At 73.0% G+C, this 23,339-nt stretch carries 20 protein-coding genes and 3 tRNA genes; 12 read left to right on the plus strand and 11 right to left on the minus strand.

Going from position 1 to position 23,339, the window contains the following annotated elements; genetic code table 11:
- Positions 1–171 precede the first annotated feature (171 nt).
- The 4 genes from ACI791_RS15815 (at position 172) to ACI791_RS15830 (ending at position 1,539) form a co-directional block, all read left to right on the plus strand.
- Positions 172–245, plus strand: a tRNA-Ile gene (locus ACI791_RS15815).
- Between the two features lie 81 nt (positions 246–326).
- Positions 327–467 carry a DLW-39 family protein gene (locus ACI791_RS15820; RefSeq protein WP_456586900.1) on the plus strand — a complete coding sequence of 47 codons (141 nt, stop codon included), beginning with the start codon at positions 327–329 and terminating at the stop codon, positions 465–467.
- A 23-nt stretch (positions 468–490) separates the two neighbouring features.
- Positions 491–563, plus strand: a tRNA-Ala gene (locus ACI791_RS15825).
- A 562-nt stretch (positions 564–1,125) separates the two neighbouring features.
- A complete protein-coding gene (locus ACI791_RS15830) occupies positions 1,126–1,539 on the plus strand; it encodes a response regulator (RefSeq protein WP_456586901.1) in 414 nt (137 codons plus the stop codon).
- A gap of 371 nt (positions 1,540–1,910) precedes the next feature.
- Here the strand turns inward: ACI791_RS15830 and ACI791_RS15835 are convergent, their stop codons facing one another.
- Positions 1,911–3,032: a PP2C family protein-serine/threonine phosphatase gene (locus ACI791_RS15835; protein WP_456586915.1), complete on the minus strand. Its 1,122-nt coding sequence runs from the start codon at positions 3,030–3,032 to the stop codon at positions 1,911–1,913.
- Between the two features lie 24 nt (positions 3,033–3,056).
- On the opposite strand from ACI791_RS15835, the gene ACI791_RS15840 reads away from it, so the two are divergent.
- The 3 genes from ACI791_RS15840 to ACI791_RS15850 all read left to right on the plus strand — a co-directional run bounded on the left by ACI791_RS15840 (position 3,057) and on the right by ACI791_RS15850 (position 4,911).
- On the plus strand, positions 3,057–3,368 hold the full coding sequence (locus tag ACI791_RS15840; protein WP_456586917.1) for a hypothetical protein: 312 nt from the start codon (positions 3,057–3,059) through the stop codon (positions 3,366–3,368).
- 125 nt (positions 3,369–3,493) lie between these two features.
- Positions 3,494–4,027 carry a peptidylprolyl isomerase gene (locus ACI791_RS15845; protein ID WP_456586902.1) on the plus strand — a complete coding sequence of 178 codons (534 nt, stop codon included), beginning with the start codon at positions 3,494–3,496 and terminating at the stop codon, positions 4,025–4,027.
- A 128-nt stretch (positions 4,028–4,155) separates the two neighbouring features.
- Entirely contained in the window at positions 4,156–4,911 is a 756-nt protein-coding gene (locus ACI791_RS15850; protein WP_456586903.1) for a rhomboid family intramembrane serine protease, read from the plus strand.
- 15 nt (positions 4,912–4,926) lie between these two features.
- On the opposite strand, the gene ACI791_RS15855 is transcribed toward ACI791_RS15850, so the two are convergent.
- Entirely contained in the window at positions 4,927–5,331 is a 405-nt protein-coding gene (locus ACI791_RS15855) for a PH domain-containing protein (protein ID WP_456586904.1), read from the minus strand.
- A gap of 94 nt (positions 5,332–5,425) precedes the next feature.
- Here ACI791_RS15855 and ACI791_RS15860 point away from each other — a divergent pair, with 94 nt between their 5' ends.
- Positions 5,426–6,586, plus strand: coding sequence for a thiolase family protein (locus ACI791_RS15860; RefSeq protein ID WP_456586905.1), 1,161 nt, complete (start codon positions 5,426–5,428; stop codon positions 6,584–6,586).
- 532 nt (positions 6,587–7,118) lie between these two features.
- Here the strand turns inward: ACI791_RS15860 and crgA are convergent.
- Positions 7,119–7,385: a cell division protein CrgA gene (gene crgA / locus ACI791_RS15865; protein WP_347058726.1), complete on the minus strand. Its 267-nt coding sequence runs from the start codon at positions 7,383–7,385 to the stop codon at positions 7,119–7,121.
- Between the two features lie 135 nt (positions 7,386–7,520).
- Here crgA and ACI791_RS15870 point away from each other — a divergent pair, with 135 nt between their 5' ends.
- Together ACI791_RS15870 and ACI791_RS15875 are read left to right on the plus strand one after the other, a co-directional pair.
- Entirely contained in the window at positions 7,521–8,270 is a 750-nt protein-coding gene (locus tag ACI791_RS15870; protein WP_347058727.1) for a DUF881 domain-containing protein, read from the plus strand.
- Between the two features lie 64 nt (positions 8,271–8,334).
- Complete coding sequence (locus tag ACI791_RS15875; RefSeq protein WP_456586906.1) at positions 8,335–8,994, plus strand: aminodeoxychorismate/anthranilate synthase component II; 660 nt, start codon at positions 8,335–8,337, stop codon at positions 8,992–8,994.
- A gap of 75 nt (positions 8,995–9,069) precedes the next feature.
- Here the strand turns inward: ACI791_RS15875 and pknB are convergent, their stop codons facing one another.
- The 7 genes from pknB to ACI791_RS15910 form a co-directional block, all read right to left on the minus strand.
- A complete protein-coding gene (pknB, locus tag ACI791_RS15880) occupies positions 9,070–10,860 on the minus strand; it encodes a Stk1 family PASTA domain-containing Ser/Thr kinase (RefSeq protein WP_456586907.1) in 1,791 nt (596 codons plus the stop codon).
- Positions 10,861–11,002: 142 nt separating this feature from the next.
- A complete protein-coding gene (locus ACI791_RS15885) occupies positions 11,003–12,745 on the minus strand; it encodes a serine/threonine-protein kinase (protein WP_456586908.1) in 1,743 nt (580 codons plus the stop codon).
- Positions 12,745–14,193 (minus strand): peptidoglycan D,D-transpeptidase FtsI family protein, encoded by a 1,449-nt coding sequence (locus ACI791_RS15890; RefSeq protein WP_456586909.1) that lies wholly within the window; start codon positions 14,191–14,193, stop codon positions 12,745–12,747. Before ACI791_RS15890 ends, ACI791_RS15885 begins: the two co-directional genes overlap by 1 nt.
- Positions 14,190–15,599 (minus strand): FtsW/RodA/SpoVE family cell cycle protein, encoded by a 1,410-nt coding sequence (locus ACI791_RS15895; protein ID WP_456586910.1) that lies wholly within the window; start codon positions 15,597–15,599, stop codon positions 14,190–14,192. The genes ACI791_RS15890 and ACI791_RS15895 overlap by 4 nt, the downstream gene beginning before the upstream one ends.
- 40 nt (positions 15,600–15,639) lie before the next feature.
- Positions 15,640–17,055 (minus strand): PP2C family protein-serine/threonine phosphatase, encoded by a 1,416-nt coding sequence (locus ACI791_RS15900; RefSeq protein WP_456586911.1) that lies wholly within the window; start codon positions 17,053–17,055, stop codon positions 15,640–15,642.
- On the minus strand, positions 17,052–17,510 hold the full coding sequence (locus ACI791_RS15905; RefSeq protein ID WP_456586912.1) for an FHA domain-containing protein FhaB/FipA: 459 nt from the start codon (positions 17,508–17,510) through the stop codon (positions 17,052–17,054). Before ACI791_RS15905 ends, ACI791_RS15900 begins: the two co-directional genes overlap by 4 nt.
- A gap of 85 nt (positions 17,511–17,595) precedes the next feature.
- The gene (locus ACI791_RS15910) at positions 17,596–18,414 is read right to left on the minus strand and encodes an FhaA domain-containing protein (RefSeq protein WP_456586913.1); all 819 of its coding nucleotides are present in this window, start codon (positions 18,412–18,414) and stop codon (positions 17,596–17,598) included.
- A gap of 177 nt (positions 18,415–18,591) precedes the next feature.
- On the opposite strand from ACI791_RS15910, the gene ACI791_RS15915 reads away from it, so the two are divergent.
- A tRNA-Leu gene (locus tag ACI791_RS15915) sits at positions 18,592–18,677 on the plus strand.
- 169 nt (positions 18,678–18,846) lie between these two features.
- On the opposite strand, the gene ACI791_RS15920 is transcribed toward ACI791_RS15915, so the two are convergent.
- A complete protein-coding gene (locus ACI791_RS15920) occupies positions 18,847–21,726 on the minus strand; it encodes a putative bifunctional diguanylate cyclase/phosphodiesterase (protein WP_456586916.1) in 2,880 nt (959 codons plus the stop codon).
- Between the two features lie 617 nt (positions 21,727–22,343).
- On the opposite strand from ACI791_RS15920, the gene ACI791_RS15925 reads away from it, so the two are divergent.
- Positions 22,344–23,339, plus strand: a 996-nt coding sequence (locus ACI791_RS15925) for an MCP four helix bundle domain-containing protein (protein WP_456586914.1), incomplete at its 3' end; no start/stop codon positions are given.

The following is a 23,339-nucleotide window of genomic DNA, read 5'->3' on the forward strand; positions in this document are numbered from 1 at the left end:
TCCTGGGGCGCTCCACCGGCCCTGCGGCGAACGAGGGGCCGGGACGGCCGCACCGCCCGCCTTCCCCGGAGCAGGGCTCGGAGCCCGGGCCGCGGCGGGGACGGGGCGGCGGACGGGCCGGGGGCCCCTGCGGGGCGGGCTCGGGGGTCAGGTACGCTTTTCGAGGTTCACGGGCCTGTAGCTCAGGCGGTTAGAGCGCATCCCTGATAAGGATGAGGCCGGAGGTTCAAGTCCTCCCAGGCCCACCCGTGTACCGGAGCCCGTCGGCTCCGTGTTCCTCCGCACGTCGCCTCCGCGGCGAGCGAACGCTCGAGGAGGTTCTCCGCGTGCTGAAGAAGCTGGCACTGCTCGCCGCCGCGGCCGGTGCCGTCACCGCCGTCCGCAAGCGTTCGTCGGGCAAGAACGAGGCTGACCTGTGGCACGAAGCCACCAGCGGCCCGGAGGCGGTCAGCACCCCCACCCGCTGAGCCAGGCCCCTCGGGGCCATCCCGGGGACGTAGCTCAATTGGCAGAGCACCGCCTTTGCAAGGCGGGGGTTAGGGGTTCGATTCCCCTCGTCTCCACTCCCCACGGTCGAGCTGAGCTGTTGCGGCAGGCACCGGCTCGTCGGGGCGCAGCTCGCCTCCGTCGGCAGCAGGTCCGCTACTTGTCCGCGGGCGGCGGCTCCCAACGCGCCAAGGCGGTCGGCCACGTCGTCCAGGTGGTCGTGAACAGGTCGGCCTAGCCGTCCGGTGTCACGGCCGCCGACGCATGGCCGAGCATCCGCTGAACAGCTTGAGGTTGGCGCCGGCCGTGATCGCCAGAGAGGCCGCGGTGACCGCAACTCGTGCGGCGTGAGCCCGGGCTTGCCGAGGGACCGGGCCGCGGGGCGAACCAGGCGGCACGGGCGATGCGGTTGCGCAGCACCGCCCTCTGCGGGGGACGGGAAGGCCAGCCCGTCCGCGGGACGGGTCGCCGCGGTCCGGGCGAGCACGTCGATGACGTGGGCTCGAGGTCGAACCTTCCGGGGAGCCAGTCGGGGGCTAACGGTGACGGCTCGACGCCCTCACTCGCCGTGCGAGTCCCACCGGGTGCGAGCAGGATCAGCGTCGGTTGATAGCGGGACGATCACGGGAGGCGGGCGCAGTGATCAGGCTCCTGATCGTGGATGATCACCCTTTCGTGCGCGACGCCCTTCGCGACGTGTTCGATGAGACGCAGGACATCTGCGTCGTGGGGGAATGTGAGGACGGCACCGAGGTGCTGCCGACGGCGATCCGCACGGAGCCCGACGTCGTGCTGATGGACGTGTCCATGCCTCGCATGACGGGTTTTGAGGCAACCCGGAAGCTGCTGACGAGCCGGCCGGACGTGCGAATCGTCATGCACTCGGCCACAGCCACCGTCGACACGGTCTGTGAGGCGAAGGACCTGGGCGTCGCCGGCTACCTGGTCAAGGGAGAGCGCTCGGACGACCTCCCCCGCATGATGAGAGCGGTGGTCACAGGACGGACCGTGTGGTCTCCGGTTGCCGCCCGATACCTGCGCGAGTGCGCCTGACCGCGGACGTCGAACGAATGGTTGTCCGAGCAGCGTCATCGCCTCGTGGCTGCGCCCGCCGGTACTCCGCCCAGCATGAGTGGACCATCCAGAGGCCCGCTCAACCGGGGAAGGATGCCGCCGGCCGCGGGTCGCGACCCGCCGTGCCGCGCAATTGACGCGGCGTCGGTTCCGGTTGAAGTGAGCTTCCAGACACGCTCGAGCACATTGTCCAGTCGGCGAAGAGGGCACGGACATTGCCAGGAGGCTGCCCACGTCTGCAGGTCTCGGTCGTCCACGGAATGCAGCCGTCGTTCCTGGGAGCCATTCAGGAGGCGCTAGGTCCGCGGAGCCGAGGCGGCGCGACCCGGCGACCCATCAGTCATCCGCGCTCACGGTGGCCGGCAGGATCTGCGGGCCTGCTTCGTCTGGGCGCGGTCGATCCTGGCGGTGCAGGCGGATCGCAACGAGGACCACGTCGTCTTCGGGCGTGCTCTCGACCAGCCGGTCGATGAGTTGGTCGCACAGGTCGTCCAAGGGTTGGTCGGCGAGCTCGGCGGCGGCAGTACGGAGGCGTTCCAGTCCGTCATCGAGGTCGCAGCGCGGCGCTCGATCAGTCCGTCGGTGTAGAGCAGGACAGTGGCGTTGCGGCGGAGGCTGATGACCGAGCCGTCTCGCTGCGTGGTGTGGTCGACCCCGAGCATCAGGTCACCGTGCCAGCTGGCGGGCTCGGCGATCGCGCCGTCGGGGTGAATGATCAACGGCGGCGGGTGGCCGGCGCTGGCCCAGCGCATGCGGGTGATGCCACGCTCCTTCTCGGCCTTCGTCTGCTCGAATCGGGCGAGCGCGGCGGTGGCGTAGGTGTTCAGTCGCAACTGGGTGATGGCGGCATCGAGTTGGGAGAGCAGCTGGGCGGGACTGACGTCGCCGGTAACGGCGATGCCGCGCAGCATGCTTCGTAGCTGACCCATCGATGCTGCTGCCGCCGTGTCGTGTCCAACCACGTCGCCGATGACCAGCGTGGTGGCGCCTCCGGGTTGCATGAAGGCGTCGTACCAGTCGCCGCCCACGCGGGCGGCCTCGGCGGCCGGTAGATGGCGCACCACGATCTGGGCATGGTCGGGTTCGGGAGGCGCGGTGAGCATGCTGCGTTGCAGTTCTTCGGCCAGCCGGCGCTGTTGCTCGTACAGGCGGGCGTTGTCCAGCGCGAGTCCTACCCGCTCGGCCACCTCGGTGGCGGTGGTGATGTCCGCCGCTTCCGGCGTGCGGTGCCTGTCGTAGCCCAACGTCAGCGCGCCGAGGACGCGGTCGCGGCCGCGGATGGGGAGGACGGTCATCGCACCGGGGGTCAGCGCCTGGAGCGCGGTGCGGGCGGCTCCGGTGGCGACGGTGCGCGTTGCGGTGCCAGCCAGCTGTGCCGCGGAGACGGTGACCGGGGCGCCGGTGGTCACGGCTCTCAGCACAGGGGCCGTCGTCGGGGACGACTCCTGGGCGGCGGCTGCGTAGCGCCGCACGACTGGTGTCTTCGACCGGTCGACGTGCCAGCCGCCGACGTGCCGCAGGATCCCGTCCTCACCGAGCAACGCGGCGGTCGCCCAACTGGCGACGGCGGGGACCAGGAGCCGGGGGATCCGGGCTACGGCAGCGGGGGCGTTCAGCGTACCGACCAGCTCGTCGCTCACGCGGGCGTGGCCCATCCTCAGACGGCGGAGTTGCTCGCGGTTGCGCGGCGACTGCTCACCGCCAATCTGCGGCAGGGCCAGGCGCTCCTCGAAGTACTGGACGGCGCTCAGGACGCCGTCGCGCTGGCAGACACGGCGCGTCCCGTCGCGAGCGCATCGACGAGCTGAGGCGCCACGGGGCCCCTCCTCCGCGGTGACACTTCGTCTCCACCAGGACGCCCGGCGAGGCGCCCCGCTCCACGTGAAACAACTCCCGCGGCGCCCGGGCGGCACGACGGTGGGACAGTGGAGCCGTGACTGAATCGACTCCCGCCCGCCGCGCGGTCCTGCACACCAACCACGGCGACATCACCGTGGACCTGTTCCCCGACCACGCTCCCAAGACGGTCGCCAACTTCGCCGACCTCGCCGAGGGCGCCCGCGAGTGGACGCACCCCGCCACCCGCGAGAAGACGACGGACAAGCTCTACGACGGCACGGTCTTCCACCGGGTCATCTCCGGCTTCATGATCCAGGGCGGCGACCCGCTGGGTCAGGGCATCGGCGGCCCCGGCTACCAGTTCGGCGACGAGATCCACCCCGACCTGGCGTTCACCAAGCCCTACCTGCTCGCCATGGCGAACGCCGGCCCGGGCACCAACGGCTCGCAGTTCTTCATCACCGTGGCCCCCACGTCCTGGCTGACCGGCAAGCACACCATCTTCGGTGAGGTCGCCGACCAGTCCAGCCGCGACGTCGTGGACCGGATCGCCGCGGTCCCCACCGGCCGCAACGACCGTCCGGCCGAGGACGTCGTCATCGAATCCGTCGAGGTGCAGCGCAGCTGACCACGGATCCGCACGGCGGGGGCGCGGGCGACCAGCCGGCGCCCCCGCCCCCGGCCTGCTACCGCCACCCCGAGCGGCCCACGGGCATCTCGTGCGCGCGGTGCGGCCGGCCCATCTGCCCCGAGTGCATGATCCCGGCGTCGGTCGGCTTCCAGTGCCCCGCCTGCGTGCGGGAGGGGGCGGCCTCGATCCGCGCCCCGCGCCGCGGCTCGGGGCTGCGCGCCGCGGCCTCGCGCTGGGGCACGGTCACGCTGACGCTGATCTCGGTCAACGTCGTCATGTTCCTGGTGACCGCGGTCTCCGCCGGGCTGGCGGGCAACGCACCGCTCGACAACTACCGGTCCCAGGTCTTCGTCGACCTCGCCCAGTACCCGCTGGCCGTGGAGTTCGGCGAGTACTGGCGGCTGCTCACCGCGGCGTTCCTGCACATCGGTCTGCTGCACCTGGTGCTCAACATGCTGGCGCTGCTCGTCTTCGGCTCCGAGCTGGAACGGCAGCTGGGCCGGTGGCGGTATCTCGCGCTGTACCTGGTGGCCGCCCTGGGTGGCTCCACGGCGATCCAGCTGCTCGGGGACCCGCTGCGCCCCGTGGCGGGCGCCTCCACGGCCATCTACGGGCTCCTGGGGGCGCTGGCGGTGTTCATGGTGGTCCGCAAGCAGGACGTCCGCGGCATCCTCGTCCTGCTCGGGCTCAACGTGTTCATCAGCTTCCTGCCCGGGGTCTCGCTCCTCGGGCACCTCGGCGGCCTCGTCACCGGTGCGGCGGTCGCCGCGCTGCTGGTGATCGCCCGCCGCCGGACGACGCTCCAGGCGGTCGGCCTGGCGGTGCTGGTCCTGACGCTCCTCACCCTGTCCCTCGGTGTGCCCACCGGCGCGGTGGCCTAGCTCGGGGCAGCAGGCCTACACCCGACCGGGTGCGGCCCGCTCCAGGTCCCGGGCCACGGCCTCCGGGTCGGTGCCGAGGTCCCACCGGCCGAGGACGACGAGGACGCCGTCGTCGCCCTCCAGCTCCAGCTCCAGCGTGCGCACCGTCGTCCCCCATCGCCGGGCCGGCCGGACCCGCACCCGGAGCAGCGCCCAGGGCAGCACGCGCGCACCGGTCAGCGTGCGCACCTCGACGCCCTCCGGCCCGGTGCGCAACCGCGGTCGCAGCACCGACTCCCGCGCGGCGAGCGCGAGCAGCAGCACGGCCGCGCCGCCCACCAGCACCCGCCCCGGCGTGTCCAGCAGCAGGGTGGTCGCACCCAGCAGCGCGGCGCCCGCCGCGAGGACGGCCGGGACGTAGGCGGGAGGGGACCACTGCACGAGACCAGCCTGCCAGGCGTGACGTGGAACATACGATCGCAGCGGGGTGGCCGGTCCCGGCCGCGCCGGACCGTCGTCGACGAGGAGTGGGTCCATGCGTGATGCCGTCATCTGTGCCGCCGTCCGTACACCGGTGGGAAAGCGCGGGGGAGGGCTGTCCGGCGTGCACGCCGTCGATCTCTCCGCACACGTGCTCAACGCGCTCGCCGAGCGTTCGGGCATCGACCCGGCCGTGGTGGAGGACGTCTTCTGGGGCTGCGTGAGCCAGGTCGGCGAGCAGACGTTCAACATCGGCCGCAACGCCCCACTGGCCGCCGGCTGGCCCGAGTCGGTGCCCGGCACCACCATCGACCGGCAGTGCGGCTCCTCCCAGCAGGCCGTCGCGTTCGCCGCAGCCACGGTCATCAGCGGTCAGGCCGATGTCGTCGTCGCCGGCGGTGTCGAGTCGATGAGCCGGGTGCCGATGGGCTCCGCCCGGGGCGACGGCGCGGCGGGCAAGCCGCTGGGCCCCCGGTTCCTCGAGCGCTACGACGGCGTCTTCCCCAACCAGGGCATCGGCGCGGAGATGATCGCCGAGCGGTGGGGCTTCTCCCGCGCCCAGCTCGACGAGTTCGCGCTGGCCTCCCACGAGAAGGCCGCCAAGGCACAGGCCGACGGTGCCTTCGACGAGCAGATCGCCCCGGTTCCGCTCGGGGACGGCACCGTGGTGAGCGCCGACGAGGGCATCCGGCCGGGCAGCACCTTGGAGAAGCTCGCCTCGCTGAAGACGCCGTTCAAGGAGGACGGCGTGATCAGCGCCGGCAACGCCAGCCAGATCTCCGACGGCTCGGCCGCCCTCCTGGTCACCACCAGCGAGAAGGCCCGCGAGCTCGGTCTGCGTCCCCTCGTGCGGATCCACACGACGGTCATGGCCGGCGACGACCCGATCATCATGCTCACCGCCCCCATCCCGGCGACGCAGAAGGTGCTGGCCCGCTCCGGCCTGTCGGTCGACGACATCGGCGTCTTCGAGGTCAACGAGGCCTTCGCGCCCGTCCCGCTGGCCTGGGTGGCCGACATCGGCGCCGACACGGCCCGGCTGAACCCCCTCGGCGGCGCCATCGCCCTGGGTCACCCGCTGGGCGGCTCCGGTGCCCGCATCATGACGACGCTCATCCACCACATGCAGGCCACCGGCACCCGCTACGGCCTCCAGACCATGTGCGAGGGCGGCGGCACCGCCAATGCGACGATCCTGGAGCTGATCGACGCCTGACCCCCGACGCACGCCGGTGCTCCGGTGCCCGTCCCCGCCAGCCCCCGGCCGCCCGGCCGGGGGCTAGCGTCGTTGCGCCGCCCCCGGGCTCCGCGGCTGTGGAGAGCCGTGTCCGTCCGTGCACACACCACAGCGAGGCGTGATCGGACAGGTCCGTCCGCACCGCCCTCGGGGCTGGGTGTATCCGCAGGTCAGAGCAGGTGCGGCGGCCGCGCGGTCAGCGGCCCGGCGGACGGACATGTCGACTCGTCCACAGCTGGGTACACAGCTGGGGACAGACTCACACTGCTGTAGTTACGGCCGTGGCCCTCATGTCACAGGAGTCCCAGGCGCGCGAAACCGCAGGTCAGCGGGGGAACGACCGGATCGGTCCCTCCACACTCGGTGGACAACCCTGGGGGCGGGGCGCCATGTCGACCTGTGGACGGCGCCGGTCGCTGTGCACAGCGTCCCCAGCCCCTCGGACGGGCGCCGGAACGAAACGAGGCCCCCGTCCCAGAGGGGACGAGGGCCTCGAGCGACTGGGCGGCGGTCAGCGCCAGCGCATAGACATGATCAGACCGGCCACCATGGCGCCGAAGCCGATGGCGAAGTTCCAGGCCGACAGCTCGACCATGAACGGGATGCGGTCGCCGGCGACGTAGTAGACGACGATCCACAGCAGACCGAACAGCATCAGCGCCACCATCACCGGCGCATACCAGCGCGGGCTGGGCTGCAGCGCCTTGGCCTGCGTGCCCCGCGAGCGGTCCTCGGGCGGCGTGTACGCCGACTTCTTGCGCACCTTCGACTTGGGCACGTGCGTACTCCCTCCCGGCGGCCGGGCCTCAGTCCTCCCCGGCCGGAACTGCCACCAGACTAAACTTCACCGGGACGACGACGGTGGTAGCTCGCCCGTGCGCGCCGCCGTCCGTGCCCATCGGAGGAGGTGCCCGTGACCCGTTCCCTGCTGCGTGGCCGGCGCCCGTCCGGCTGGAGCGCCCTGGTGCCCGTCGTGGCTTTGGCAGCGGGGCTGCTCTTCGCGACCTCCGGGCGGACCGCCCAGGGCACCGATCTGCGCGCCGGGGAGATCACCCAGCTCTCCGAGTTGATGGAGCAGCGCGACGCCGCCGTCGCCCGGCTGGGGCGTCAGCAGACCGAGCTCGAGGAGCGGGTGCAGCAGCTCACGCAGGAGGCCGCCACCCGCGACGGCGCCGTCGCCGAGGCGCAGGCCGTCGGCGCGGTGGGCGCCCCCTCGGCCGGCCTGACGCCGGTGGCGGGCTCCGGCGTGGTCATCACCCTCGACGACGCCCCCCAGCGCCCCGACGGCAGCCTCCCCGGCGGTGCCCGACCCGACGACCTCGTCATCCACCAGAGCGACGTGCAGGCGGTCGTCAACGCCGTCTGGGCCGCCGGGGCCGACGGCGTCGCGGTCATGGACCAGCGGCTGATCTCCACCAGCGCGGTGCGCTGCGTCGGCAACACGCTGCTGCTCAGGGGACGCACCTACTCCCCGCCGTTCGTGATCACCGCCGTCGCCGACGCCTCCGCGGTGCAGGCGGCGCTGGACGCCTCGCCGCAGATCACGGTGCTCGAGCAGGCCGTCGACGCGTTCGGCCTGACCTTCGAGCTGCGCGAGCGCCCCCAGGTGACCGTGCCCGCCTACGATGGCGGCCTCACCCTGCAGTACGCGACCGTCGGCTGAGCCGGGCGGCCGCATCCGTGGGCGCCCGCGTCGCCCGTCCGTCCACCGAGGAGCCCCGACCGCGATGACCGCCGCCGACCGACCGGTCCTCGTCGTCGACAACTTCGACAGCTTCGTCTACAACCTGGTCCAGTACCTTGGCCAGCTGGGCGTCCGCTGCGTCGTGCGGCGCAACGACGCGGTGAGCGTCGAGGAGCTGCCCGACCTGGACGTCGCCGGCGTGCTGCTCTCCCCCGGCCCCGGCACGCCGGCGGATGCGGGCGTCACCGTGCCGATGGTGCGGGCCGCCGCCGAGCAGGGCACCCCCGTGCTGGGCGTGTGCCTGGGCCACCAGGCCATCGCAGAGGCGTTCGGCGCCGAGGTCGTCCGCGCACCCGAGCTGCTGCACGGAAAGACCAGCCAGGTCGTCCACGAAGGCCACGGCGTCCTGGCCGGCCTGCCGTCGCCCTTCACCGCCACGCGGTACCACTCGCTCGCCGTCGACCCGGGCACGGTGCCCGAGGAGCTCGAGGTCACCGGCCACACCCCCTCCGGGCTGGTGATGGCCCTCCGGCACCGCGAGCTGCCCATCGAGGGCGTGCAGTTCCACCCCGAGTCCGTGCTCACCGAGGGCGGCCACCGGATGCTCGCCACCTGGCTGGCGGCCTGCGGCCTGGCGCCCGACGAGGAGGTCGTGGCCGCAGCCGCGGCCACCGTCCAGCGGCTGTCGTCCGCCACCGCCTGAGCCACGCCGGCGCCCGGATGCAGCGAGGCCCCCTCCTGTCCGTCCGGGAGCGGGCCCCGCTGGGCGCTGGCGCGGTCAGTCGACCTCGTCGTCGGGTGCCTCCGTGGTCGTGGCCGTGGGCGTGCTGGGCACAGGGGCGGTCGTGGTGGTGGGCGTGGTGGTGGGCGTGGCCGGCTCCTCTGCGGGGGGCGGGACCGCGACCAGCAGCGTGATGGTGTCGCCGGAGCCGACGTCCTGGCCGGCTGACGGGTCGGTCTCCACGACCCTGCCCGCAGGGACGTCGTCCCGCTCGACGTCCTGCCGCTGGATCTGACCCGCGCCGAAGCCGGCTTGTTGCAGCGCCGCCCGGGCGTCGCTCTCGGAGCGGTTGAGCACGTCGGGCATCTCGATGGTGCCGGTGGAGATGCTCAGCGTGATGACGTCGTCCACGCCGGCCTGGCTGTCCTCGGCGGGGCTGACCGCGGCCACCCGCCCCTCGGGCATCTCGATGGACTCGATCGGCCGACTGGAGATGTTGGAGAAGCCCTGCGCCTGCAGGTTGGCCCGCGCCTGCTCCTCGGTCAGCCCGACGACGTTGGGCACCAGGATCGTGTCCGGCCCGAGGCTGACGACCAGGTCGACCTCGCTGCCCTCGTCCACCCGGGCGCCGCTGGGCGGGTTGCTCGCCACGACCTGGCCCTCGGGGACGGTCGGGCTCGCCTCGGCCGCCACGTCGCCCACCACGAGGCCGGCATCGGTGAGGGCCTGCTCGGCGGCCGTCCGGTCGAGGCCCATCAGCGGCGGCACGGCCACCTGCGTCACGGCCGGCGCGTCCTCGCCCCGGCTGAGCGCGACGGCCGCGGCGACCGCGCCGCCGAGCAGGAGCACGGCGAGCACCGAGACGATCGTGATGATGCGGCGCCTGCGGCGCCGATCGGCGTCGTCGTCCCAGTCGTCGTCGCCGTAGCCGCTGGCGTATCCGCCCACCGGGGCGCCGATGATGGCGGTCTTCTCGGCGTCGCCCATGACCGGCGTCGCCTCGACCCGCTGCCCGGCGAGGGCCCGGAGCAGGTCGTTGCGCATGTCGGCGGCCGACTGGTACCGGTTGGCCGGGTTCTTGCTCATCGCCTTGAGCAGGATCGCGTCCAGCTCCGGCGGGACGTCGGGGTTGATCGACGAGGGCAGGCGCGGGTCCTCGCGCACGTGCTGGTAGGCGACCGAGACGGGGGAGTCGCCGGTGAACGGCGGCGCCCCGGTGACCAGCTCGTAGAGGAGGCAGCCGAGCGAGTACACGTCGGACCGGGCGTCGACGCCCTCGCCGCGGGCCTGCTCGGGGGAGAGGTACTGGGCGGTTCCTATCACCGCTGCGGTGGAGGTCATCGTGGCCGCGGAGTCGGAGACCGCACGGGCGATGCCGAAGTCCATGACCTTGACGGTGCCCTGCGGCGTGATCATGACGTTCCCGGGCTTCACGTCCCGGTGCACGATGCCGTTGCGGTGGCTGAAGTCCAGGGCCCCGCAGATGTCGGCGGCCAGGCTCATGGCCCGCTCGATGGGCAGCCGGCCCTCGCGGCGCAGCACGTCGCGCAGCGTCTCGCCCTCGACGTACTCCATGACGATGTACGGGGTGGCGCCGGTGGGCGTGCGGTCCTCGCCGGTGTCGTACACCGCCACGATCGCCGGGTGGTTCAGCGACGCCGAGGCCTGCGCCTCGCGGCGGAAGCGCACCTGGAACGAGGGGTCACGCGCCAGGTCGTGGCGCAGCACCTTCACGGCCACCTCGCGCCCCAGGCGCAGGTCGCGTCCGTGGTGCACCTCGGCCATTCCGCCGCGGCCCAGGACGCCACCGATCTCGTAGCGCTCGCCGAGCACGTTCGGCGTGGTCATCGGAGGTCCTCTCGGGCGGTTCGGTGCGGCCCGCGCAGCCCGGTGGTGCGGGGCGCTCCGGCGGCGGTCGCCGCGGACGGGGAGCCGGCGGCGAGCCTAATCGCCGGACCGGGCGGAACCGGGGATGCGAGGACCACGGGGCTCACTGGCCGCCACCCGTCACTCCCGCTGCGCCGGGGGTGCCGGAGCGGGTGGGTCCTCCGGCCTCGGTGTCGGTGTCGTCGTCGCCCTGCGGCTGGGTGCCGGTCGTCTCGGGGACCGGCGGCGGGGGCGCCGAGGTGCCCGGGGCTGACGACGACGGGGTCGAGGTGGTGGCCGGGCTGGAGGTCGTCGTCGTCGGGGGCGGCGTGGTGGTCGTCTCCGACGGCGTCGTGGTCGGGGGGGTGGACCCGGTCGTCGGCACCGCCTCTTCCTCCTCCTGCTCCTCCCGCTCGTCCTGGAGCGCCCAGCCGTCCTCGGCGACGAACAGCGTCACCTCGGTGTCCGGCCCGGCCTGCACGCCGGAGGGGTCGAGGCCGGCGACGTCGCCCTCGTCCAGGGCCCGTCCCAGCTCGGCCAGCAGCTCCTGCGGGGCAGCCCGCCGCGTGACGAGCGTGACGCCGGCCTCGCGCAGCTCCTCCTCCACCTCGTCGGCATCGCGGCCGACGAACAGGGCGGGGTCGAGGAGGATGCCTGTCGGCGCGGCGCTGGTGGTGGGCGCGCTGGTGGTCGCGTCGGCCTGCTGCCGTCCCGGGTCCGCACCGGACCCGGACAGCAGCAGGTAGGTGGTGCCGGCGAGCGCGAGCAGCAGGACGAGTGCGGCGCCCAGCCACGCCCACCGCCGGCCGCCGGCACGGGGCGGTGCCTCGTCGCCGGCGGACCAGTCGTCCTCCGGCGGACCGGACAGCGGGGGCATCGGACGGCCGGCGGTGGCCGGCGAGACCGTGGGGATACCCGCGGCCGGGGTCGCGAAGACCTGGGTGTGACCATCGGACCCGGCCCCGGCGCTGACGACCTGGGTGGGCGCGGTGGCCGGCCCGGCGACCGGCGTGGCCGCCGCGGACAGGGTCCCGCCGTCGGCGATCCGCCGGACGGCGGCGGCGAACGCGCCGCCGTCGGTGAAGCGGTCGGCCGGGTCCTTGGCCAGTGCGCGGTCCACGAGCAGCCGCACGGCCGGTGGGATGTCCCCGGGCAGTGGTGGCGGCGGTCGGTTGATGTGCGCGAGGGCGATCGCCACCTGCGAGGCGCCGTCGAAGGGTCGGACGCCGGCCAGGCACTCGAACCCGACGACCCCGAGGGAGTAGACGTCGGAGGCGGCGTTCACCTCCAGGCCCTGGGCCTGCTCGGGGGAGAGGTACTGGGCGGTGCCCACGACCATGCCGGTCTTGGTGAGCGGAGCGGCGTCCCGGGCCTGGGCGATGCCGAAGTCGGTCAGCTTCACCACGCCGTCGGGCCGGACGATCAGGTTGCCCGGCTTGATGTCGCGGTGCACCACCCCGGCCCGGTGGGCGGCGGAGAGCCCGTCCGCGGCCTGGCCCAGCACGTGCAGCGTCCAGTCGACCGGCAGCCGGCCCTCCTCGTGGAGGATCGTCACCAGCGGCTGCCCCTCGACGAACTCCATGACGAGGAAGGCCAGGGTCTGGACGCCGCTGTCGTCGGTGGTCTCGCCGTAGTCGTAGACCGAGGCGATGTTGGGGTGCGAGAGCGCCGCGGTGTGCCGGGCCTCGTTGCGGAAGCGGGCCAGGAAGCTCGGGTCGTTGGTGTACTCGGTCTTGAGCACCTTCGCCGCGACGATCCGGTCCAGGACCCGGTCGCGCGCCTTCCACACCTCGCCCATCCCGCCCGTGGCGATGGGCGCGGTGATCTCGTAGCGCCCGGCCAGCATGCTCCCGATGCCCAGCGCCATCAGCCGCCCTGCCCCTCGAAGTAGGCCGCCATGACATCGCGGGCGATCGGTGCGGAGACGTCCCCGCCCGTGCCGCCCCCGTTGGCGACGAAGACGGCGACGGCGATCTGCGGGTCGTCGGCCGGCGCGAAGCCCATGAACCAGTTGTGGTCGGGGACGTCCGGGCTCACCTGCGCGGTGCCCGTCTTGCCCGCGACCTCCATGCCCGGGAGGCGGGCCGCCCGGCCCGAGCCCCGGGCGACGACGCTGACCATCATCTCGGTGAGCCCTTCTGCGACCTCGGCGGAGATCGGCTCGCGCAGTTCTTCCGGGTCGGTGGAGTCGATCACCGACAGGTCGGGGGCGCGCAGCTCGTCGATCAGGTAGGGCTTCATCTGCACGCCGTCGTTGGCCACGGTGGCGGCGACCATGGCCGCCTGCAGCACGGTCATGCGGACGTCGCGCTGCCCGATCGAGGTCTGCCCGAGGGCGGCGGCGTCGACGATGTCGCCGACGGTGCTCGGGTCCACCTCGAGCGGGATCTCCAGGCCCTGGTCGTCGAGGCCGAACGCCTCGGCCATGTCCCGGACCCTCTCCTCGCCCAGGTCGATGCCCAGCTGGGCGAAGGCGGTGTTGCAGGAGATGGTGAGGGCGTCGAGGAGCCGCTGCTCCTGGCTGTCGCTGCAGCGGGAGTTGCCGAAGTTCCGCAGCGGCGTGGTGGTCTGGGGCAGCGTGAGGACGTCGACCGCGGGGACGACCGTCTCCGGCGTGTAGCCCTCCTCCAGCGCCGCCGCCGCGACGATCACCTTGAACAGCGAGCCGGGCTGGTAGTTGTCGAAGATCGCGCGGTTGTTGATCGGGCTGGGCCCGTCGCCCGCGGTGAGCTCCTCCATGTAGGCGCGGATCGCCGCCGGGTCGTGGCTGGACAGCACGGTCGGGTCGTAGGTCGGGGTGCTGGCCATGCCCAGGACGGCGCCGGTCCCGGGGTCGAGCGCCACGACGGCGCCGGTGACGCCCTCGAGGCCGGCCATCGCGGCGGCCTGCACCGCGGGGTCCAGCGTCAGGACCACGTCGCCGCCCGCCGGGTCCCGGCCGGTGAACAGGTCGGCGACGCGGCGCACGAACAGCCGGTCGTCCTCGCCGGACAGCACGTCGTTCGCGGCGCGCTCCAGCGCGGTGTTCCCGTACACCAGCGAGTGGTAGCCGGTGACCGGCGCGTACAACGGGCCCTGCGGATAGCTGCGCAGGTACTCCAGCCGGCCGTCGGTGGGGACCGAGAGCGCGACCTCGGTGCCCGCGACGATGATCGAGCCGCGTTCGCGCTCGTAGGACTCAGCGAGCACGCGGGTGTTGCGCGCGTCGGCACGCAGGGAGTCGGAGCGGACCACCTGGATGATGTTGACGTTGACGATCAGCAGCGTGAAGAGCACGAGCACGCTGATCGCGACCCGCCTCAGGGGGGCGTTCACGGGGTGACCACCTCGGTCGGGGCGTCCCCGAGCCGCACGGGCGACGGCGCGTGCGGGGTGGTCGGCCGCCGGGCGGCGTCGCTGATCCGCACCAGCAGGGCCACGAGGACGAAGTTGGCCACCAGCGACGATCCCCCGTAGGCCAGGAACGGCGTGGTCAGGCCGGTCAGCGGCAACAGGCCGGTGACCCCGCCGAGGACGACGAACACCTGCCACGCGATGGCGAACGCCAGGCCCGCGGCCAGCAGCTTGCCGAACGCGTCCCGGACCACCAGGGACGCGCGCAGACCGCGCTCCACCAGGATCAGGTAGACGACGATCACCGCGACCAGGCCGAACAGGCCCAGCTCCTCGCCCACGGCCGCGGCGATGAAGTCGCTCTTGGCGACCGGCACCTGGTCGGGGCGGCCGCCGCCGAGGCCCGCGCCGAACAACCCACCGGTGCCCAGACCGAAGAGCGACTGCATCAGCTGGTACCCGGCCCCGTCGTAGTACTCGGACGGGTCCAGCCAGGTGTCGACGCGGGCCTGCACGTGCGCGAACACCTGGTAGGCGATGAGCGCTCCGCCGGCGAACAGGGTGAGGCCGATGAACAGCCAGCTGGCCCGCTCGGTGGCCACGTAGAGCATCACCACGAAGATGCCGAAGAGCAGCAGCGAGCTGCCCAGGTCGCGCTCGAACACCAGCACCAGGATCGACAGGATCCAGGCGAGCAGGACCGGCCCGAGGTCCCGGCCCCGCGGCAGCTCCAGGCCGGCGACCTTCTTGCTGGCCAGGGCCAGCACGTCGCGCTTGTCGACCAGATAGGCGGCGAAGAAGACGACGAGGCAGATCTTCGCGAACTCGCCGGGCTGGATGGAGAAGCCGGCCACCCGGATCCAGATCTTGGCGCCGTTGACCTCGGAGATGGAGGCGGGCAGGACAGCCGGCAGCGCGAGCAGGACGATCCCCAGCAGCGCCAGGGTGTAGGCGAAGCGCGACAGCGTCCGGTGGTCGCGCACGACCACGAGCACGGCGACAAAGAGAGCGACGCCCAGCGTGGCCCAGATCAGCTGCACCGGGGCGTCCTCACGGCTCGCCGTGTCGCCGGCCTGCTCGGCGGCGAGGTCGAGCCGGTGGATGACGGTCAGGCCGAGCCCGACCAGGAGCGCGACGGCCGGGAGCAGCAGCGGGTCGGCATAGGAGGCCCACTTGCGCACGACGAGGTGCGCGACCACCCACAGGGCGCTGATCCACGCGCTGAACGCGGCCATCTCCGGGCGCAGCGAGCCGGTGACGGTGAGGTCGACGATCGCCTGGGCGACGACGGTGATGAGGACGGCGAAGGCGAGCAGCGCTGCCTCGGTACCCCGCCGGGTGGGCGTGGTGGCTGCGGCGCTGCGGGGGTCGGTGACGGGCCCGGGCATCAGCACACCTCCGGTGGGGAACCGGGGCCTGGGGCGCTCACTAGCTCGCCTCCCGGCAGTTCACCCCCGGCTCGGACGACGAGGTCGTCCGGGCCGACGACGGGGTGGTCGTCGTCTCCTCGGTCACCGGCACCTCGGGGAGGGCCGGCTCACCGGGGACGGGCTCCTGCGCGGTCGTGGGCGCGGCCACCGGCGGGGACTGCGGGAGGCCCGGCTGCGTCGCGTCGCTGTTCGCAGCAGTGCGGCACAGGGGCAGCCGCTGGTCCTCCAGCGCCGCGAGGATCCGGTCGGCGTCGCCGGAGTCGTCGGCGGTGATGCTGTCGCGGACCCGGCTGCGGGCCGCCGGCACCAGGTCGGTGACCGCGAGGTCCGTGCCGCGGTCCAGGCGGTAGAGGTCCATGCCCAGCACGGAGGCGTCCAGACCCCGGTAGACGGCGACCTGCTCGTCGTCGCCCGAGCCGCTCACGCCCACGAACCAGTGGTTGAGCGCCCACACGTACACACCGATCGCCCCTGCCACCAGCACGGTGAGAAGGGCCCCCGCCACCAGGAGGATGCGAAGCGGGCGGCGGCGGGCGGAGGGGCCGCCGCCCGTCGGCAGTGTGGGGGGCGGCGGAGGAGGAGGGCCTGGATCGGCCAGCGCCGCCCGGCCCGCCGCCGAGCGGGGGTCGACCTCGCGCTGGCCGATGTTGTCACCGGCCGCGCCGTCGATGACGGGGTCGAAGCGCCCGTTGCTCCCGGTGTCCTCGAGGACGTCGGCGACGATCACGGTGATGTTGTCCGGCCCGCCGCTGCGCAGCGCCAGCTCGATCAGGCGGTCGGCGGTCGCTTCGGGGTCCGGGTCCTTGAGCGCTTCGGCCAGGGTCTCCTCGCTGACGACGCCGGAGAGCCCGTCGGAGCACAGCAGGTAGCGGTCGCCGTCGCGCGCCTCTCGCATGGAGAGGTCCGGCTCGACCTCCTGACCGTTGAGGGCGCGCAGCAGGAGGGAGCGCTGCGGGTGGGTGTTGGCCTCCTCCGGCGTGATCCGGCCGTCGTCGATCAGCGTCTGCACGAACGTGTCGTCGTGGGTGATCTGCGAGAGCTGGCCGTCGCGCAGCAGGTAGGCGCGCGAGTCGCCGACGTGGCACAGCGCCAAGCGCCCCCCGGCGAAGAGGATCGCGGTGAGCGTGGTGCCCATGCCTTCCAGCTGCGGGGACTCGCGGATCACCTCGCGCAGGTGCTCGCTGCCGTCGAAGACGGCCGAGCGCAGCGACTGCAGCATGTCGCCCGACGGCGTGTCGTCGTCGAGATGCTCGAGGGCGGCGATGACCACCTTGCTCGCGACGTCACCGGCGGCGTGCCCGCCCATGCCGTCGGCCACGGCCAGCAGCCGGGGCCCGGCGTACACCGAGTCCTGGTTGCTGCCGCGGATGAGGCCGCGGTCGGAACGCGCGGCGTAGCGGAGGACCAACGTCACGAACGGAGCTCCAGTGCGGTCTGGCCGATGCGGATGGGCTGGCCGGGGGCGACGAGCAGCGGGCCCTGTACCCGTTGCTGGTCCAGGTAGGTCCCGTTCGTGGAACCCAGGTCCTCGACGTACCACTGGCCGCCCCGGTTGGTCAGGCGGGCGTGCCGGGAACTGGCGAAGTCGTCGGTGAGCACCAGCGTCGAGTCGTCGGCGCGGCCGATGAGGATCGGCTGGTCACCGAGGGTGATCTTGGTGCCGCTCAGCGGACCGGCAGTGACGACCAGCGACCTCGGCCCGCGGGCGCCGCGCTTCTTCGGCGCCGACGCGCGCGGTGGCACCGCGGCCACGCGTCCCGGGCGCCCCCCGAACAGGTCGGCCCGGACCACGCGGAACGCGGCGAAGATGAACAGCCACAGCAGCAGGAGGAAGCCGAAGCGGAAGATCTGCACGACGAGCTCGGTCACGACGTCACCCCGGCAGGGAGCGGTGCGGCATCCCGGCGGAATGCGTCGCGCCCGATCCCGTCGTGCTGCGACCGCGGGTGACCGGTCACGCCCCGTCCTGCCGGTAGACCAGGACCGAGTGGCCGATGCGGATCACGTCGCCGTCGCTGAGTGGCTGGCGGGTGATGCGGCGGCCGTTGACCAGCGTGCCGTTGGTCGATCCGAGGTCCTCCACCGTGGCGACGTCGCCGTCGAGGACGACGTCCACGTGCTTCCGGCTGACGCCGGTGTCGGGCAGCCGGATGTCGGCCTCGGTGCCCCGGCCGATGACGTTGCGGCCGGTGGAGAGCTCGTGGCGCGTGCCCGGACCGTCGACGACGAGCACGTGCGTGGCGGCGGCCCGCGCGCCGGCCCGCCCGAGCACCGAGGGGTTCTGCTTCCCGGTGTCGGTGGCCATCCGGCCGCGCAGCGGCGGGAGCGGGGGCAGCGGCGGGTGACCGCCGACGGGGGCCGACGCCATGGGAGGGACGTCGGCACGGGCGGCCGGACGCGCCGGGTCGGCGACCTGGGAGCTGACCTCGAAGACGCCGGTGGTCAGCTCGTCGTCGCGCTGGAGCTCGACGGTGACCTTGTCGAAGACCTGGTAGCCCTCGTCCTCGATGTGCTCGGTCACCATGTCGGCGAGCTCGCCGGCGAGCTGGTCGGACCACTGGCCCAGGTGGGCGAAGTCGGTCTCGCCCAGGCGGACGACGTAGACGTTGGGGGCCAGGACGCGGCCCTCGCCGAGGATGGAGCGCTGCTCGTCGGCCTCGCGCTGGAGCGCCTTGGCGATCTCCGCCGGGTGCACCTTGCCCTTGAAGAGCCGCGCGAACGCCAGGCCGACCATGCCTTCGAGCCGGCGCTCGAAGCGCTGGAGCACACCCACAGTCGCTCCTTCGCGCTCGCACCGGACGTCCCACTCTGCCACCCGTGATCGTAGCCGGACCGGGCGCGACTGACCGGCCGGTGACGTGCGACGCCCCGCACGGCGTTTGCGGACCCGCCCGGCGACCGACCCCCCGCCGAGGATGCGGCTGGCTGCTGCTACTGTCTCCCCTCGCCAGGGCAAGTGGCGGAATGGCAGACGCGCACGGTTCAGGTCCGTGTGTCCGAAAGGACGTGGGGGTTCAACTCCCCCCTTGCCCACCACGACACGACGAGCGCCGGCCCTTCGGGGCCGGCGCTCGTTCGTCGTGCGGGCCCGGTGCGTGCCCTCGGACGAGACCTGGTCGGCTGGGTCGCCGACTCGGTCCGTACGGGGGGACAGCACCCCGGGGGACGACCACGGTCGGGGTCGTGTGGACGACCGCCCCCGTCGTCACCGCCGCTCGAGCATTGCTGCTCCGTTCCTCGCGATGAGGAGATCCCTCACCACCGAGGGTGGCGCGGGACGGCCGAACCGGTAGCCCTGGGCCCGGTCGCAGGTCATGCCCTGCAGCGCCGCCGACTGGGCGCAGGTCTCCACGCCCTCGGCCACGACCCGGAGCCCGAGTCCGTGCGCGAGCCCCACGATCCCGGCGACCAGGGGCGAAGGGGGAGCTGCGTCGGAGAGCTGCGAGGTGAAGGACCGGTCGATCTTCAGCTCGGTGACCGGCAGCCGCTGGAGCTGGGCCAGCGAGGAGTATCCGGTGCCGAAGTCGTCGATCGAGATCCCGATCCCCAGTGCGCGGAGGAGCTCGAGGTGCCCGTGACGGGTGGCGACCTCGGAGAGGACCTGGCTCTCCGTCACCTCCAGCGTCAGCGACGCGGGCGGCAGCCCGGTCGCGGTGAGGACGCGGAGCACGGACCCGGCGAAATCGGGATCGGTCAGCTGGACGGCGGAGACGTTCACGGCCACCTCGAGCTCCAGCCCGTCTGCCCGCCACCCGGCGACGGTCCGGCACGCCTCGTGGAGCACGTGCTCGCCGATGGTGGTGATCTGGCCGCTCGCCTCGGCGACGGGGACGAACACGTCCGGCCCGACCGGGCCCAGGGTGGGGTGGTCCCACCGCGCCAGCGCCTCGACGGCCACGATCCGGCCGCCTGGCAGCTCCACCTGCGGTTGCAGGTGCACCACGATCTCGCCGCGGGCGACCGCGCCGTGCAGGTCGGTCTCGAGCCGGAGCCGCTCCCGCGCCTGCTCCTCCTGGCCGGCCGAGGCGCCGGTCCTGCACCGCTGCATGTCCTCCTCGGCGCGCTCGACCAGATCGCGTGCGGCGTGCCGCACGTCGTCGTCGGGCATGCCCTCGCACGCCTCGGAGACGGCGGTACCGATGGCCAGGGCGACGAACACCTCCTGGCCATCGACGCGCAGCGGTGCCGACAGGGACCGTCGCATCCGGTCGGCCACCTCACGGGCGGTGGGCTCGGTCGCGCCAGGCAGCAGGACGACGAACTCGTCGCCGCTGTAACGCGCCACGGTGTCCTGATCGCGGACCACCGACCGCAGCCGACGGGCGACCTCCCTCAGCACCTCGTCCCCCGCGCCGTGCCCGAGGCTGTCGTTGACCCGCTCGAGCCGGTCGACGTCGCAGAAGAGCAGGGCGGTGCGGCCGGTCGGGCACTCCGGTCGGCTCAGGGCGGTGTGGAGCCGTGACTCCAGCAGTGCACGGTTCGGCAGGCCGGTGAGGGAGTCGTGGGTGGCCTGGCGCGCGATCTCGTCGAGCAGCTGCGTGTTGTCCAGCGCCACGCCGGCCAGGCCGGCGAGCCCCCACATCCGCTCGGTGGTCCCCTCCCCGAGGGCGGTCGGTGGTGCGCTGTGCGCCCAGTGGGCGAGGACGATGCCCACCAGCCGGTCGTCGACCTTGATCGGCACCCCGCCCATCGCGGTGATGCCGAACGTGCCGAACACCTCGTCGGCCCAGACCGAGCTCGACCGCTCGACCAGCATGGGTGCGCCGACGGCGATCAGCTCGCACAGCTCGGGGCTCTGCTCCGTCGTGGTCACGTACCCGGCCAGGTGCTCGGCCAGCTCCTGCGGCCAGCCGCTCAGGCCGGCGATCCAGACCGCCTGCATCCCTGGCTCCCACAGCGCGACCGCGGACCGGTCGGCTCCGCAGAGCGCCGGGACGGCGTCGGCGATGGCCTGCGCGATCGCCTGGGGCTCCCGCCGCCCCGCCAGGGAACGCGCGACGCTGAGCAGGAGGCGCGCCGTCTCCTCCTGCTCCCGTGCCTCGACCAGCGACGCCGACATCTCGATGGCGGCCGCGGCGTGGCGGGCGTAGGCGGTGAGCAGCTCGACGTCCCCGGGGAAGGTCGCCTGCCCGGGCCAGGCGATCACGGCCAGGACCCCGTAGTCCCGTGTCGCGGAGCTCACCGGCACGGCGAGCACCGAGGTACCGCCGATCCGCCTGCAGCCGACCTCCAGTCGGCCGTTCCCGAGCCCGGCCAGCATCGACGACCCCAGACCGCGTGAGCGCACGTGCCGCGCCCCGTCCGGCAGGCGGACGTCGAGGACGTAACCCGGGGCGTGCACGGCCCGGTCCGCACGCGACGCCACGCGGTCCAGCGTGTCCGCCAGGGAGTCGCCGCCGAGGAGGTCCGTCGCGGCTTCCTGGAGGTCGCGCAGCCGCTCCTCGGCATCGGGGACCGGCGCGTGCGTGCGGTTCCGGGCCGCCGGCCGGCGCCGGCGACCCCACCGGGAACGTGCGGGCTGTTCCTGCCAGGTGACGGCGTAGTCGCACTGCGGGGCGCCGTCGACCTGACAGGCCCAGTGCTCGACGGCAGCAGGCTGGAGACCGAAGAGCACGGGGGCCTTCCTCAGCAACCCGATGTTGTAGTCGCAGTCCACGCGACTGGGCCGGTGCGGTGACAGCACCCGCCAGGTCAGCCGCGCCGTGCCCGCTGCGGCGGACTCGCAGCGGAACACCGCCGAGCTGTCCATGCGGGTGGAGATCCGGGACACCTGCCGCAACAGACCCGTGGGGGAACCGAAGGTGACCAGCACCCGCCGCAGCGCCGCGACTGCGGGGTCCGTCACCGCGGCATCGCCCAGGGCGAGCCCGATCCGTGGATCACCGAGCTCCTGGACGGCGGCGTCGAACAGCCGCAACTTCTCCGGGTAGGACACCCGGCCCCGAAGGCTCTGCAGCTGCGTCCGCCGGCCGGCCAGGCCGGCGCGGACCAGCACCCGCTCGACGGCACCCTCTCCGCCCCGCTCGACCACGATCCGCAGCAGCAGCCGGGTGGTGACCGTGGACGTCCCCGCCAGCGCCCCCATCTCGTCCACGGCGCCTCCCGTCCCGTTCATCCTGTCCGGCGTGGCTCGGTCGGCACCGGACCGTCGCCTTCCCGGCGGACATCGGTCGAAGTCGTCGCGGGCTGAGCGGACGAGACGCGGGTCGCCCCCTTACGGGGGAGTCAGCGGACTCCCGGTGGTTCCTGCCGGCTCGTCGGGGCTCCCGGACACCATCCTCGACGTGGCCGGCGGCCTACCGGTCCGTCACGGTGCTGCCGCCGCATGCGTCGCTGCCCATCGCCGATGGCCACCTGCGCAGATCGAACGGTGCGCGACCGGGGCCGGTCACCATTCCGTCCCGAACTGCAGTTGGGCACGACAATGGCCACCGACTTTCCGCTGTCGACAAAGCGATGACGCCACCGGGGATCGACGTCCCCGGTGGATGTCGGAGGTGATCGCCATTTCGGGTCGACAAGCAGATGTCGTGTCGAGAAAGTTGCACTTCGCCATTCCGACACGCCCGGCTATTCCGGCCACTGTGTTCTCGGAAAGCTCTACCGTCCGGCGTCACCGGGGATGAGAACCGCACCGTCGCGGAGCTGGCGCCGGAAACCCGCAACCCCGTCCGTCTCAGCGGACCACCGTAGGAGCACCTGATGTCCATGCACGACACCGTCCGTACCGGCGACCAGCCGACCACCCAGACTCCTCCGCGTGCTTGGTGGGGTGACCGCGGCGTGAGCACGAAGACCCTCACCGCAGTGGGGACCGCGGCGGCGGTGGCCGTCGGGGTCGGCGTCATGGGCATCACTGCCCTGGGCACCTCGGCCGACACCAGCCAGGCGCTGTTCGAGAGGAACATCGCCGGCCTCGAGATGGCGGCGGACATGAAAGAGGCGCTCCTGCAGATCCGCATCGACTCGCGGAACGCCCTCCTGACGCCCGATGACGCGGACAGCGTGCAGATCAGCGAGGTCACCATTCCGCAGTTGGCCGATGATTTCCATGTCGCGGCCGACGCCTATGCCGACACGTTCCCGACCGCGGACAAGCAGGCTCTGGTCGACGAGGCGGCCGCGGCGTTCGACAAGTACGTCAGCGCGACGCAGACGCGCCTGGGTCCGCTCGCACTGGCGCTGGACCACCAAGGATGGTGGGCCGCCAACGAGACCGACGTCGCGCCGCTGGCCGTGCAGGTCGACGAGAACCTCGCCCAGGTCCGGGAGATGGAGGGTGCGGACGCCGAGGCGGCCGCCGCCGCAGCGCAGGACCAGTACACCTCCCAGCGCACGCTCTCCATCGTGGTGCTGCTCGCCGGCATCGCGCTCGCGGCGGTGATCGGGCTGGTCGTGGCCCGGGGGATCGCCGGTGGCGTCCGGCGGGTGCAGCGGGTCGCCGAGGCCCTCGCCGCGGGCGATCTCACCCAGAGCAGTGGCCTGCAGACGCGGGACGAGCTCGGCCGGATGGGTCAGGCCCTGGACACCGCGGTGGCCAACATGCGGGAGGTCCTCTCGGGGGTCGCGTCCTCGGCGGATGCGGTGGCGGCCTCGTCGGAGGAGTTGAGCGCGTCGTCGTCGCAGATCTCGGCGGGTGCGGAGGAGACCAGCGCGCAGGCAGGCGTGGTCTCGGCTGCGGCCGAGGAGGTCTCGCGC

Source organism: Blastococcus sp. SYSU DS0973, assembly GCF_054051055.1.